The sequence below is a fragment of the Vibrio sp. OPT41 genome, from assembly GCF_015163595.1.
Taxonomy (GTDB): domain Bacteria; phylum Pseudomonadota; class Gammaproteobacteria; order Enterobacterales; family Vibrionaceae; genus Vibrio; species Vibrio alginolyticus.
The window spans coordinates 97,916-111,849 of the sequence record NZ_JADDYH010000016.1; the positions used below are offsets into that span (position 1 = coordinate 97,916).

Annotated in this window: 14 protein-coding genes; 6 read left to right on the top strand and 8 right to left on the bottom strand. The window is 44.9% G+C overall.

The window, feature by feature from the left end:
* The first annotated feature begins 23 nt into the window (after window positions 1-23).
* A complete protein-coding gene (gene cysC / locus IQP38_RS09310) occupies window positions 24-641 on the top strand; it encodes an adenylyl-sulfate kinase (protein ID WP_005379598.1) in 618 nt (205 codons plus the stop codon).
* A gap of 89 nt (window positions 642-730) precedes the next feature.
* On the opposite strand, the gene IQP38_RS09315 is transcribed toward cysC, so the two are convergent.
* From IQP38_RS09315 to IQP38_RS09345, 7 genes are all read right to left on the bottom strand, one after another.
* Entirely contained in the window at window positions 731-1,636 is a 906-nt protein-coding gene (locus IQP38_RS09315; protein ID WP_064368954.1) for a TIGR03899 family protein, read from the bottom strand.
* 322 nt (window positions 1,637-1,958) lie between these two features.
* The gene (locus tag IQP38_RS09320) at window positions 1,959-2,453 is read right to left on the bottom strand and encodes a DUF3299 domain-containing protein (RefSeq protein ID WP_064353581.1); all 495 of its coding nucleotides are present in this window, start codon (window positions 2,451-2,453) and stop codon (window positions 1,959-1,961) included.
* 4 nt (window positions 2,454-2,457) lie between these two features.
* Window positions 2,458-3,717: an ABC transporter permease gene (locus IQP38_RS09325; protein WP_017820287.1), complete on the bottom strand. Its 1,260-nt coding sequence runs from the start codon at window positions 3,715-3,717 to the stop codon at window positions 2,458-2,460.
* The gene (locus IQP38_RS09330; RefSeq protein WP_017820286.1) at window positions 3,714-4,442 is read right to left on the bottom strand and encodes an ABC transporter ATP-binding protein; all 729 of its coding nucleotides are present in this window, start codon (window positions 4,440-4,442) and stop codon (window positions 3,714-3,716) included. The genes IQP38_RS09325 and IQP38_RS09330 overlap by 4 nt, the downstream gene beginning before the upstream one ends.
* 52 nt (window positions 4,443-4,494) lie before the next feature.
* Window positions 4,495-5,148 carry a zinc uptake protein ZrgA gene (gene zrgA / locus IQP38_RS09335; protein WP_054574245.1) on the bottom strand — a complete coding sequence of 218 codons (654 nt, stop codon included), beginning with the start codon at window positions 5,146-5,148 and terminating at the stop codon, window positions 4,495-4,497.
* 134 nt (window positions 5,149-5,282) lie between these two features.
* Window positions 5,283-5,582: a DUF2607 family protein gene (locus IQP38_RS09340; protein WP_005379608.1), complete on the bottom strand. Its 300-nt coding sequence runs from the start codon at window positions 5,580-5,582 to the stop codon at window positions 5,283-5,285.
* Window positions 5,583-5,809: 227 nt separating this feature from the next.
* Window positions 5,810-6,361 (bottom strand): YtfJ family protein, encoded by a 552-nt coding sequence (locus IQP38_RS09345; protein WP_054574246.1) that lies wholly within the window; start codon window positions 6,359-6,361, stop codon window positions 5,810-5,812.
* Between the two features lie 215 nt (window positions 6,362-6,576).
* On the opposite strand from IQP38_RS09345, the gene IQP38_RS09350 reads away from it, so the two are divergent.
* Window positions 6,577-6,777: a DUF1107 domain-containing protein gene (locus tag IQP38_RS09350; RefSeq protein ID WP_005379612.1), complete on the top strand. Its 201-nt coding sequence runs from the start codon at window positions 6,577-6,579 to the stop codon at window positions 6,775-6,777.
* A gap of 70 nt (window positions 6,778-6,847) precedes the next feature.
* On the opposite strand, the gene msrA is transcribed toward IQP38_RS09350, so the two are convergent.
* Complete coding sequence (gene msrA, locus IQP38_RS09355; protein WP_017633451.1) at window positions 6,848-7,486, bottom strand: peptide-methionine (S)-S-oxide reductase MsrA; 639 nt, start codon at window positions 7,484-7,486, stop codon at window positions 6,848-6,850.
* Between the two features lie 167 nt (window positions 7,487-7,653).
* Here msrA and IQP38_RS09360 point away from each other — a divergent pair, with 167 nt between their 5' ends.
* Genes IQP38_RS09360 through IQP38_RS09375 form a run of 4 tightly spaced genes read left to right on the top strand, consistent with a single transcriptional unit; the run spans window position 7,654 to window position 13,931 of the window.
* Window positions 7,654-9,366 carry an autotransporter assembly complex protein TamA gene (locus IQP38_RS09360; protein WP_005379622.1) on the top strand — a complete coding sequence of 571 codons (1,713 nt, stop codon included), beginning with the start codon at window positions 7,654-7,656 and terminating at the stop codon, window positions 9,364-9,366.
* The gene (locus IQP38_RS09365) at window positions 9,363-13,127 is read left to right on the top strand and encodes a translocation/assembly module TamB domain-containing protein (protein WP_193837532.1); all 3,765 of its coding nucleotides are present in this window, start codon (window positions 9,363-9,365) and stop codon (window positions 13,125-13,127) included. The genes IQP38_RS09360 and IQP38_RS09365 overlap by 4 nt, the downstream gene beginning before the upstream one ends.
* Window positions 13,128-13,171: 44 nt before the next feature.
* Window positions 13,172-13,519, top strand: a complete 348-nt coding sequence (locus tag IQP38_RS09370; RefSeq protein ID WP_054576638.1) for a gamma-glutamylcyclotransferase family protein — start codon at window positions 13,172-13,174, stop codon at window positions 13,517-13,519.
* Between the two features lie 49 nt (window positions 13,520-13,568).
* Window positions 13,569-13,931 (top strand): DUF2799 domain-containing protein, encoded by a 363-nt coding sequence (locus tag IQP38_RS09375; protein WP_017633454.1) that lies wholly within the window; start codon window positions 13,569-13,571, stop codon window positions 13,929-13,931.
* Window positions 13,932-13,934: the final 3 nt, after the last annotated feature.

Below are 13,934 nucleotides of genomic sequence, written 5' to 3' on the forward strand. Positions count from 1 at the left end.
TCCGATATTTACAAGGATACGTTATGACTGCCGAAACGACGGTAAAAGATGAAAACATTGTTTGGCACCAGCATTCGGTTGATAAACAGTTTCGTGCTGAATTAAAGAAGCAAAAACCTGCCGTATTGTGGTTCACTGGTTTATCTGGAGCGGGTAAATCAACCGTAGCGGGGGCGTTGGAAAATCGCCTTGCAGCATTGGGTTACCACACCTATTTATTGGATGGTGACAATGTACGGCATGGTTTGTGTAGCGATTTAGGTTTTTCTGAACAGGACCGTCGCGAGAACATTCGTCGCATTGGTGAACTGGCGAAGTTGATGGCAGATGCGGGTTTAATTGTTCTGTCGGCGTTTATTTCACCGCATCGTGCAGAGCGGAAGTTAGTACGCGATTTATTGCCAGAAGGCGAGTTTATCGAAGTGTATGTCAATGCATCTCTAGAGGTTTGCGAAGGTCGAGATCCTAAGGGTTTATACCGTAAAGCCCGTGCGGGAGAGATTCCTAATTTCACTGGTATTGATTCGGAATATCAAGCGCCAGAGAACCCTGAAATCGATTTGCCCGCGGGAGAAAAGAGTGTCGATGAGCTGGTGGATTTGTGCTTAATCGATCTTAAACAACGCGGTGTGATCCGATAAAAAAGCATTTAGATCATAGGTGACCTAAAGCTCTTTGAGCAGCTGGAGAAGTATTTGGCTCATAGGTAGTCAAATGCTTCTCAAGCTGGCTAGACGGTATGATGAACCGTACTTTTAGCTTCACTATGGACACTAAATCTATGATTTAACAGTGCAAGCATTTGGTCGTAGTATTCGGCATGTGGTTTGTTACCGAGCAAGGTACAGAGCTCATTACCTGTGGGTGTGAATCGGTAATATAAAAGGCGGACACCTTTGCTGTTTACGTTCAGTGATAAGTTTTTACCTTGGTAGGTGAGGACCAACGGTGTCTCGATACTAATTTCGCCAGATTCAAGTTCGGCACTGTGCAGCAGCCCTAATTCAATTAAGAGCAACAAGCTTGAATACGGCAGTTGAAAACTTCCCATATTTAGGCTGTTAGCGACGTCTCGCTTGCCGAAGCTAAATATGCCTCCTTGCGCTTTGTAACCAATCAGCAGTTTTCTGCTGTGATCCCCTCCAAAACTGCACGCTAAAGAGGCGGCTCTTTGCAGAGTTTGTGCTTCCTTTGGTGACATATCCTTGAGGGTTTTCAACGCTTTCATGGACGTTGAACCCGGATTGGTCACTTCACGCTTCATCACTTGAGCCCATAGCTTTTGCATCGCGCTGTTATGGATGTCTTGAGCCATCTCAAAAAATCGATGCAACCAATCTTGGTCTGGCTCTCCCGCTGTCTCATCTCGGCATGAACTGTGCGCTAATTTTAAAATCTGTTCTAAGTTTTTTTGTCGCTGTTCTTGGCGTCTTTGCTCTCGCAATTGGGCTCTTTCAAACGCAGATTTGGCTGGCGGGCCGGTTTGCAGTAAGGCGTCAAGACCGTGTATTTGGGCAATGGTTTTTACCTTACTAGCACTGTCTTTTATGTAGCCTTGTTTCTTTTCTTGTTGCGTATTTTTTTTTGTGTCTGACTGATGTTCGATGACAACAGGTTGCTTTGTCGGATCTGCCATTCGTTTTCCTACCAAGAACTGCGCGGTTCGCACGTTTAAATTTACACCTTATCTGACCAAGCGACCAGACAGAAGTTCTCAGTTTTTGAACGAATAGGGCTATTCAAAATGATAATGAGTTGTTAAAATTGTTATCGTTATTTTGGAGGGGCTATGAAGTTCTCAGAAGCAGGTAAACTCAAAAAGCACCTGTCGATAGCGTTTCTTTTGGTTATTTATGTGGGCGTGTTAGCGTATTTATCTCGTTATATCGTGTAGCACAAAGCTAAAAAAGGCGCCAGTGTGACGCCTTAGGTGTAGCGAGGCTTATCGACGACTTAAATTACATATCGTCGTAGGCTTCTATTTCTGATCCCTCAATAACGTAAGCCGTTTCTGCCAGTTCGTGGTTTATCGTCTCGGTTTTCAACGTTCCAACCACATATATAACATCCCACAACTCTTGAACAGGCGCGCCTTTCGGAAACTTCACGTAAATGATCTGGTTTGGAGGCGGTGGTGGCACGTGAATACAAGCTCCAAAGTATGGCACTAATAAAAACTCGGTGACGGTATTGGCATCACCTTCAAGTGGGATAACAAACCCTGGAATTTTAACTTGGCTTCCGTTCAGTTCTGGTCGAACATTACCAATCTTGGACTGCTGCGCTGCGCCACCACTGTGATCAGATGCAGGCATGCCTATACTGTCGAACAATTTACGCTCTTTTTCTGGAACAAGGTCAATCCAGTCAAGCTTTAATGGTTCTTCGCTGGCCATAACAGGCGCTGTGAATGCGACGACCAGCAAGCAACTTGCGAGTATTTTTTTCCACATTTTATTAAATCCTTATTGTCATTCCGTCACTCAGTGACTGTCGGTAGGCGCGGAGTGCGGGAATGAAACCAATCACAATACCAGCGCATTGTACGAAACCTAATAGCATCCACTCATAAGTAGATAAGATGCTTAAGGTGAGATGTATTCCATAGTGCTGTTGGATGATCGGCTGCGCGATAGCAAGAATGGCATACAGCCCAGTAACGCCAGTAATAATACCAGCAGCAGTAAGCAAGCTAGCTTCACTAATTAAGAGTGAGAAAACATGACGAGGCCTTGCTCCCATGGCACGCAAAATCGCCATTTCACGGCGGCGTTCCTGTAGGCTAGTTAATAGACTGCTTAACATACCTAACAACCCTGCAATCACGACAAAACCAGATACTGCCATTAGGGCTTGCTCTGCAACCGACATCATTCCCCATAACTCATGCAACGCAACGCCGGGCATAATGGCGCTGAGCGGCTCTTTGGGGTAGGTGTTAATTTGTCTTTGCAGGGCGAAAGTTTGAATACGAGATTTCAAACCAACGAGCATAGCGGTAATTTGTTTGGGCTGAAAGTCTCTGTTTTTGAGATCTTGTGCCTTGGGTGTCGGGCCCAAACGCGCACCACTTTCCCATCCGACGTGAATGGCTTCGATGGCTTCCAATGATACATGGACAGTTTTGTCGACTGGTGTTCCTGTAGGTGCAAGGATACCGACAACTTTAAATGGCAGATTGTCATGACGGCTAAAGCCAACGTCGCTAATGCCGTGGGCAATGATGATTTCGCTACCGATATCATAACCAAGTTGTTTAGCGACATCAGAACCTAGCACGGTTTCAAATAAACCATGGAATTCTCTACCCTTGCTAAATGTTAGTGGTTGCTTACTTCCAAACTTGTAATGCTCAAAGTAACTGTGATTGGTTCCCATAACTCGGAAGCCTTTATGCGAGTCGCCAAGCGAGATTGGAATAGCCCAATCGACTGAACGATGATTGGCAAACTCTTGGTAGCTTTTCCAATCGATGTTGTTGGTCGCATTACCAATACGAAACACAGAATAGAGCAATAGGTTCACTTGCCCAGAGCGTCCACCAATAATGAGGTCAGTGCCTGAAATTGTATTAGCGAAGCTATCCTTGGCTTGAGTTCGGATACGCTCGACGCCCAAGAGGAGTACCACTGAAATCGCAACGGTCATGATGGTTAGAATTGCCGTCGCTTTGCGGTTCATCAAGCTTTTCCAGGCGAGCTTTACAACAGCACTCATGATATGGCTCCTAGGCTAGATACTTGATTAATGTCGGGTAGATTGAGCGTGCGATCGAATAAGGGTTCGAGTGTTGGGTCGTGGCTAACGAATACCAGTGTGGCATTGGCTTGATTCGCTTGCTCCATAAGGAGCTCAATAAATGCTTTACGATTGTCATAGTCTAAAGCTGAGGTTGGTTCGTCAGCGATCACTAACTCTGGATGTCCTATCAGAGCTCGAGCCGCAGCCACACGTTGTTGTTGACCAATACTCAATTCAGAGACAGGGCGTGTATGAAGCTCGTTTGGCAGGTGCAGTCGTTCTAGTAGGGCCTGAGCCTGTTCATTTAACGTTTGAGATGAGGCACCTAAATGGGCACGGTCACGTCGTATTTTACTGAACTGACATGGCAATAATACGTTTTCAAGTACGTTAAGGTACGGCAATAAATTGAACTGTTGAAAGATGTAGCCAATATGATTGGCGCGAAAGCGGTCTCTCTGACTGGCACTTAAACTAGCAAGGTCAGTATCGAGTACAGATAGAGAGCCTGAAGTTAATGTGTTAATCCCCGTCAACAAAGCGAGCAAGGTCGATTTACCGCAGCCACTTGGACCTTTGATAAACACATGCTCGCCTTGTGTAATGTGTAATTTAGGGATGTGGATGGTTGCGTTGATTGAACCGGGCCAGAAAAATTGGGCATCCTCTAGCTCGACAACATTTGGTGTGGTTTCAGTCATATTAAATCACCAAAGCTTTGGCGTGTAAGTAGGTACTTACACGCCACTCGTGTTATTTGATTACGATTTGGGTGTTATCTTTGCTTAATTTAATTGCTGATTGCATGGTATCAGTGAATATATTGACGCTGATGGACTCTGTAGTTGGGAATTGGTTAAACCAATCGGTTTGGATTTGGCTAAGCTGATTAACTTGTTCGCAATTGAAGCGATATTGCACCGAAAATTCACCGTGACCGCCATGATCGTGCGCCTCATCATGATCGTCATGGTGGTCATGTTTATCATGATGTTCATTATGATCATGGTGTTCGTGTCCTTCATGATCGTGATGTGCATGGTCATCATGGTCGTGCTCACTATGATCATGTTCCTCATGAGTTTCGCTTAGGTTGTGGCTCACGTAAGCTTCTTCAATATTACAATCAGCTTGTGGGTTAATAGCGAACAATGCGTTGCTGTCTTCGAGTGTAGCGACGGCTTGTTTAAGCGCTTGCTCTTGTTGTGCGTTTTCTGGAGCATGTTCGAAACCCACAACATCAGCTCCAGGAGCTGTGATCTCTACTAACAGATCTTTGCCATCTTGGGCGATATTAAACTCGACGTGACCATGCACATGAGCACCATGCTGGCGGTATTCGTTTGCATTCGCTGCTGTCGATAAAGTGAGGCCAATAGCAAGGGCTAAAACGTGTTTTGATGACATTGTATTTTTCCTAATTTTACTGGCATTAACCAAAGGCGGTATTGCTCAGATTCGAGTTTCACTAAGTTATTGTTCCCTGACACACTAGGTGCGGGAATGAACTCAATAATTTTGAGTGTGGAATAGTTTGGAAATTAAGCAAAATAAGGAGGGGCACGAGCAGCGCCAAGAACTTCTTCGCCGTACACGAGATGCAAAAAAACATGATGATGCTGGGCGCGCGTAAAAGTCGGTGTAGAGAGGGTAGGTTGTACCTTTGCTATACCGTGCTGAACACCAGAAAATAATTGGCAATGATGATGGGTATGATGGTCGGGCGTCAGATCGACTTGATGAAGTACAACCGCAAAGTTCCAAGCGATCAGCAACGCAACACTGAAAAATAAAGCAGTGCGATACCAATATCTTAGTGTTTTTTGCTGGTGGTGGTACATCTGAGCTCCTCTTACCGACTGTTATAATATAACACCCATAATGAATAAAAGTTCACTCTTTTGTTGGCTAGCAGAAAAATTTAACTCCACACATACGTGCCGAAAAATATTGGTAATACTCTCTGATGGAAGTGTCGCACTTATAAAGAGCAGAGTTATCACTGCCCATGCTTCTAATCAAATTCATATAGCTCCTTACAGCAAGAGCAAGGAGCCATTCAATGAAGCTAGATGTTCTGTTTAATAAGCTCAATGACTTTTGTTATCTCATCTTGCTCAAGTGCGCCCTCTTTGACGAACAGAATTTTGCCCGTTTTGTCTTGAACAATAATGGCCGAGCTTTCTTCTTTCAGGTCCCAAGTATTAGCAACTACGCCACTTTCATCAAGAACCATGGATGACCAAGGAAACTCTTTTTTGCTGTCTTGAGCTGAAGACTTCACGAAAGAGCCTGTCCCCCAAATTGCATCATCTTGGTTGATGATAGTCGTCGTCTGGTAGCTTTCTTGTGGAAAATTTGCCGCTGTTATTGCCGACATTAAAGGGGCATTCATCTCTTTTGAACTGCTACGGCCTGCGATGGCTTGAATAACACGAACTTTGCCTTGCATATGTTGAGTTGCCCAGGGTTGGTATGCAACGCCTTCGCCTTGTAAAACAATCTCGCCGTAAGCGGCAACATTGACAGGAGGAACGCTTTTTCCTACTGACAAGTTGTGTGCAAAGGTCAAGCTTGGCGTTAAGGCCAGTAGTAGAGGTAGGAGAGTCTTAGTTTTCATATTGTTATATTCCGTACGAGGTTTGGAAGCTTCCAGTATATATCCAGATCTTAGAAATTTGTAGGACCGTTTATAACATTTATTTAACGTATGGAGTGGTGTAATCTTGCGTTATATTTAGAATTTGCTAAAATGAGTTCCGTCGCAAATTGCGCATTAAGATTGCAGAGGAAAAATAAGCAATCCGTGTTTTCTCAAAGGAATTGAGGTGAGTTATGCTACGTGAGTTTGCTGTATATCGACCATTACAAGTGGCCCGTTTTGTTAAAACGTTGTTCAAAGGTCAGTTTTTTATTGTCGGGGTTGGTTGTTTTCAGTTCGACAATGGCAAAGTGTTACTACCTGACGTCAACGATCATAAAAGGCTCACCATCTTTAAAGAAGTCAACCAAGTGATAGCATCATTATCGGCTTAGTTAGCTTGGTACCCACTTAGATTTAGAAAAGAGCGACCATATCGGTCGCTCTTTTTGTTGCTGGTTAGGTTTATCCTTGGAGGCTTGGTGGGAAGCAAACTCCCGTTCCTCCGATGCCACAGTAACCATCAGGGTTTTTCGCCAAATATTGCTGGTGGTAGGTTTCCGCAAAGTAATACGGACCTGCTGGTTGTATTTCGGTGGTGATGTTCGCGCGTTGCTCTTCTTGCAGTGCTTGTTGATACAAGAGTTTCGATTTCTCTGCGCTCTCGAGTTGCTCCGTCGAATAAGTGTAAATTGCAGAACGATATTGAGTACCTAAGTCGTTACCTTGACGCATTCCCTGAGTTGGGTCGTGTTTTTCCCAAAAAACAGCCAGTAGCTTTTCTAATGAGATGACGCGTTCATCGAAAACGACTCGAACGACTTCTGTATGACCCGTTTTACCCGTACAGACTTCTTCATAGGTGGGATTGGGTGTGTACCCCCCAGCGTAACCGACCGAAGTAGATACAACGCCGTCGAGTTGCCAAAATACGCGCTCAGCGCCCCAAAAACAGCCCATTCCGAGCAAAATCTGTTGTTGGTGTGACGTCAGAGGCGCCTTTAGGTTAGATTTATTTACAAAATGATGATCGTCAATCTGCATTGGTTGATCTCTACCTGGCAAGGCATCTTCTATACTGATCAATGTTTGTTTGTTGAGCATGGTATTTGTCCTTCAATACGTGTCTTAAATTTGCGAACTTTTTCATTTCGTCTGTATCTGATGCTGTGATGACATAGACCGCGTTAAACCTATTAATATTACAGACTTAGAATCTAATTGGCGTTATCATTATTTACGTTTACTTAACCTCATTCAGCCATAAAAGCATGATAAAAAAAGCTCTCCCCACCATTGTTGGCCTGTTTGCCTTTTCTCATGGTGCCTATGCCGATGTTTCTTTGACTTTGAAAGGCATTGATGGCGCTTTAGAAGAGAATGTCAGTGCGTATCTATCATCTATTCCAGAGAAGGATTACTCCACTTCTCTGCGTTTTCAAGCGAGATTAGATCAAAGTATCACTGAAGCGCTTAACGCGCTTGGGTATTATCATGCAAAAATTTCATACTCTATTCCTGAAGCGAATGATGAGTTAATTGTGCTCATCAAGCCGGGCTTGCCAGTGAAAGTGAAAGTCATGGATGTGGTCATCACTGGAGAGGCCAAGGACGATGAAGAGTTTGCAAAACTTATTGAGCGCTCTCCGCTCAAAGTTGGCCAAGTTTTGAATCAAGGCCAATACGACACCCTTAAGTCAGGCATTCGTAACTTGGCGCTTCAGCGTGGTTACTTCAATGGTGAGTTTACGCTAAGTCGATTAGAGGTTATCCCTGATCTGAACGAAGCTAATGTCCGTTTGCACTACAGCAGTGGAATACGTTTCAATTTTGGCGACGTTTCTTTTATTGGCAACCACATCTGGGAAGACCGTGTCGCATCACTACAACCTTTTAAAGAAGGGGACCCATACAACGTTTCGAAGCTGGGCGAGTTTAACCAGAAGCTATCAAATACGGAGTGGTTTTCCTCAGTTTTTGTTGAGCCTGAATTGGATAGGCTTGATGATGGCCGAGACTTGCCAATTAAAGTGTCTTTATCTCCTGCTTCGAAGAATCAGATCGAGACGGGTATTGGTTACTCAACGGATGTCGGCGTTCGAGGAACGTTGAAGTGGAAGAAACCTTGGGTGAGCTCCCGAGGACACAGTTTCAACACTGCTTTATCCCTATCTAAGCCAGAGCAAACTGTGACTGCTTCTTACAAAATTCCTTTAGAAGATGTCGCTAACGATTATTATCAAGTTCAATATGGGCTTAAAAACCTAGACAACCGTGACACGCAGAGTATCGAGTCTAACCTTGCAGTGGAACGTCATTGGTTAGCAGACGGTGGTTGGCATAATACCGTTTATGTTCGTCATTTGTACGAGAGCTTTACGCAAGGTTTACAAGATGATGAATTCAACTTCGTACTTCCAGGTGCGACATTTTCTCGGACTAGGGTTCGAGGGGGCAATATGCCAATGTGGGGAGACAAGCAAAGCATCACTATTGAGTATGGTGATACCGCTATGCTTTCTGAAACTAGAGTGCTCCGCTTAATTGGCTCGACTTCTTGGATTCGTGGTATTGGAGAGAATCATCGTGGTTTGTTCCGCTTAGAAGGTGGTGCGAATATTACCGATGAACTTGAAAAGCTATCACCGTCGCTGCGTTTCTTCGCAGGTGGTGACAATAATATTCGTGGTTACGGCTATGAATCTATTTCACCTGTGGATGAGAGTGGTGCTTTGACGGGTGGTAAATACATTGTTAGCAGTACATTAGAATACCAATATCGTGTTTATGGAAACTGGTGGGCTGCAACGTTTTACGATATTGGTGATGCGTTTAATGAAACACCAGATTGGAAATCAGGTGCTGGTGTTGGTATCCGCTGGGCGTCTCCGGTGGGCCCTGTTAGTTTTGATTTTGCATGGGGGTTGGATGCAAAACCAGAACGAGAGTTTCGTATCCACTTCTCATTGGGGCCTGAGCTATGATCAAAATGATGTTTAAGTGGACCAAATGGCTGTCGCTCAGTTTGATTGGTCTATTGCTGTTGCTCATCATTATTGTCGCGACAGTTTTATTTACCCACCCAGGCCTCAAATTTGCCTTGTGGGGAGCCGAAAAAGCACTACCACAATTGCAGATTGAAAAAGTGCAGGGTTCATTGTTTCCTCGCTTCGAACTGCATAACGTCAGTTTTTTCGATGAGTCTTTGAATATCGACGCCAAAGTCGAGCGTTTAGCATTGGCAGTGAACTTCCGCTGTTTCTTTGACCCTAAGGTCTGTGTCGATGAGTTAAGACTGCAGGGGCTTGACTTTAAGATGCCAGAGCTACCGCCAGCAAGCGAGGAGCAAGAGGAAACACCACCACTGCGTTCTATCAGTACGCCAGTGCCAATTTTTGTTAATAAAGTCAGCTTTAATGACATCAATGTCAATGTGCTGGGCAATCAAATTGATTGGCAAACATTCTCGACAGCTTTGTCGATGCAGGGTGATCGTTTGGTGATCGCACCTACCGCGTTGAAAGACATTAATGTGGCTTTAGCACCAAGTGAGGCTGAACCTGAAGCGGCTGCCGAGGAGCCGAAAGAAACTGACGTTACGCCGCAAGATATTGTGTTACCCGAAGTATGGATTCCACTGACGGTTGAAGCGCGTCGTCTTGATATTCACAATTTCAAACTGGCGGGTGAAACGCCAGTGATCGTCAATCATCTTGGTTTGGTTGCAAGAGCAGGCGGTGAACGTGTTGATGTCAAAACGTTAGAGCTCGACATGCCAGAAGTGGAAGGCAAGTTGAGCACACAAGTGACGCTTTCTTCTAATTACCCTATCAAAGCGCAACTGGACGCGTTAGTGAAGCAAGCGGATGCGAAGGGACAAAAACTGTCGCTTTCGGTCTCGGGTTCGGTTGGTGATTTGTCACTAAATGCTACGCTTTCTGAGCTTGTACAAGCGGAGATCAAAGGTGATATTCAACTGCTTAAAACGCAGTTACCGTTTGATGTCGAGATTAAAAATGTACAGGCGCAATGGCCGCTATTTGGACAAAGCGATTACCAGGTTTCTGTACCAAGCTTGGCGGCAAAAGGCTCACTTGATGGCTACGAAGTCGCATTAGAAACCAAAGCTTCGGGCAAAGATATTCCCGCCGTTGATGTCGCACTAAACGGCAAAGGTACGTTAGAGCAAATTGACCTCGAAAGCCTTGTAGTGAAAACCCTGGGAGGCGAACTCTCTGGGAAAGTCATGGCCAATTGGGCCGCGCCAATCAACTGGCAAGCTGACTTGAACCTGAAAAATATTCAACCAGGTTTACAATGGAAAGAAGCTGAAGGGGATATCAGCGGTAACCTTTCGACTTCGGGATCGTTAACAGAACAAGGCGGTTGGCAAGTCAGTTTGCCTAAGTTAGACATCGACGGCATTTTGCGAGGGTATCCGCTGAATGTTGAAGGGCAACTTGAAGCGTCTGATAAGAACGGCAAAGGCGAAGACATCCAACTTACCACTCAGGGTCTAGCGCTTTCTCATGGTCCAAACCAACTCAGTGCAAAGGGTAAGATAGATAAGCAAATTCTGATGGATGTTGAGGTTAACTTCCCTGATTTTGCGAAAAGTGTTCCGGATCTTGCAGGTAAAATGCAAGGTAAAGTCGCACTACGTGGTAGCTTGAAAGAACCAGACATCAATCTTGCTCTCGCTTTAAATCAGATAAACTGGCAGCAACAGGCGAACGTAGAAACGATCACTTTAAAGGGTGATGTGAAGCCTCTGCCAGCACCAAAAGCGAACATAAGCCTTATTGCGAACAACATTACCTATGACGACATAAAAGTTGATAGTGCTGACCTTGAAGTCTCTGGGGATGAAAAACTGCATCAACTGACGCTCGATGTAGTATCTGACCTGGTGTCGACCAGTTTAGAAATTGAAGGGACATTCCAGCAGAAACCAGAAATGATTTGGGATGGGGCGCTGCGCCGCTTGACGCTGAGCTCGCAACAAGGCCCGTGGGCGTTGCAAAAATCGACCGCGGTGAAGGTCAATATCGACAAACAGATCGCGAACGTTCAAGCGCATTGTTGGTTGCAAGCGGAGTCGAGCGTATGTCTAACCGAAGACATTAGTGTCGGTAAGAGTGGCCAGGCGAAGTTAGCCATCAATGATTTTGATTTTGACCAAATCAAACAATTCCTGCCGTCAGAAACCAAGCTGCAAGGCTCGGTTAATGCACAGGCTTTTGCTAAATGGGCACCAGAGAAAAAGCCTGAAGTAACCTTAAGTGTCAATATGCCAAAAGGCCAAGTTGAACAAGCGCTTGAACAGCCAATTAAAGTCGGTTGGGAAAGCTTCAACTTTAAAGCAGCATTAGCGAAAGACAAGCTTGATGCCGAGTGGCTATTTGATGTGAAAGATAACGGTGACTTGTCTGGTAAGGTTTCTTTACTGAATGTCTCGTCTGAAAAGCCCACTATTGATGGTAAGGTTTCACTCTCTACGTTCCACTTGGATTTCTTGGCACCGTTGATTGGTGAGTACAGCTTGTTTAAAGCAAACATGAATACTGACCTAGCGATATCAGGTGACGTCATGCATCCGAAGGTGAATGGTCAGTTCTTGATTGACCAAATGAAGCTACAGGGTGAAGTCACACCGATAGATATAAACTCAGGGCAGGTCGTCATCAACTTTAAAGGCCATCAAGCGGACTTGGATGCCGGAATTCTAACCCCGGATGGTGAGTTGAACGTTACCGGTGATGCCGACTGGCAGGACTTACAGAACTGGCGCACTAAAGCGCGTGTATTTGCTAAAGAGCTCAATGTTGATGTGCCTCCAATGGTAAAAATCAAAGTTGAGCCTGACATGACAATAGATGTGACCCCTCAGCTTGCGAAAATTGAGGGTGATATTAATTTGCCATGGGGAAGAATTGTCGTCGAAGAGCTTCCACCAAGTGCAGTAGGCGTATCGAGTGATACCGTTATTCTCGATAAAAACTTGCAGCCAGTGGACGATGTGGCTGCGATGCCGTTTGATGTGGAAACGAACATCAACATTAAAATTGGTGATGACTTCCAACTTGCCGCTTTTGGCTTAAAAGGTGGGTTGAAAGGGAGCCTAAACGTGACACAAAAAGACAAAGGTCCGTTCATCGTTGGTGAAGTGAATGTTGTCGATGGTTCTTATCGTTCGTTTGGTCAGGACTTATTGATTAAAGAAGGTAAGATTCTGATGAATGGTCCACCAGATCAACCTTACTTGTCTATCAAAGCGATTCGTAATCCAGACAATACCCAAGATGATGTCATTGCGGGGGTACAAGTGTCGGGCCCAGCATCTGATCCGAGTATAGAAATTTTCTCAGAGCCCGCGATGAACCAAGCCAATGCACTTTCTTATCTACTTCGTGGTCAAGATATTGATGGTGAAGCCGGTGGTAATGCAATGACGACTACCTTAATTGGTTTAAGCTTGGCGAAGAGTGGTCGTGTGGTTGGTGAAATCGGTGAAGCCTTTGGCGTACAGGATTTACAGCTGGACACTGCTGGTTCGGGCGATGATTCGCAAGTGACGGTGAGTGGTTATATTCTGCCAGGTTTGCAGGTGAAATATGGTGTCGGCATCTTTAACTCCCTAGGTGAGTTCACTGTGCGTTACCGATTGATGCAAGACTTGTATTTAGAAGCGGTATCTGGTGTAGATAGCGCCGTTGACCTACTCTATCAGTTTGAGTTCGATTAAAGTGCTTTAACCTAAGCATACACAGTCATGACTAAGGAGTGGTTATGCAGCATTTGATTTTTGTCTACGGCACGTTACGCAAGGGAGAGTACAACCATCAGTATTTGCGCTCGGCGCAGTTTCTTGGTTTACATGAAACGGATGCTCAATTTGCAATGTATGACTTAGGCCCTTATCCAGCGTTGTCTGATGGGCAACGCTCGATTCAAGGTGAAGTGTATCTGATTGATGATGAAACCTTATCCGAGCTAGATAAGTTGGAAGATGTGCCAGTGGAATATCGCCGAGAGAGCATCGTTACGCCGTTTGGCCAAGCTTGGATCTACTTATATCAAGATACTGAGCAATTAACCGAAGAAATCGCTTCCGGCGATTGGTGTCAAAAGGTGTGAGCTATACTGACATTATCAATAGCAACGAGCTAAACACTAAGGAGTCACGATGAAAGCATTCGTAATTGGAGTAATGGCGTTGCTTCTTGCTGCATGCGCACAAACAACACTACCGACTTCGAATAATGTGACCGATTGGCAAGTGTTTGGTAAGCAGTCAGCTTTAGATGGATTACGGGAGTTATCTGAGGAGCGAATTGCGAAGCTGGATGATGTTAACCATGCGACGCCAGAACTGATAATGGCTTATCAAGCGGGTTACCAGCAAGGCAAACAAGAGTATTGTGAGCAAAGTGCTTATATGCTCGGTGTTATCGGGCGGCCGTATTTTGGCATTTGTGATGATGTTGACCCCTTCTTTCAACATGACTACGACGCTGGACGAATGTCTTCAGCAGGCGCACCTATCTAGTTG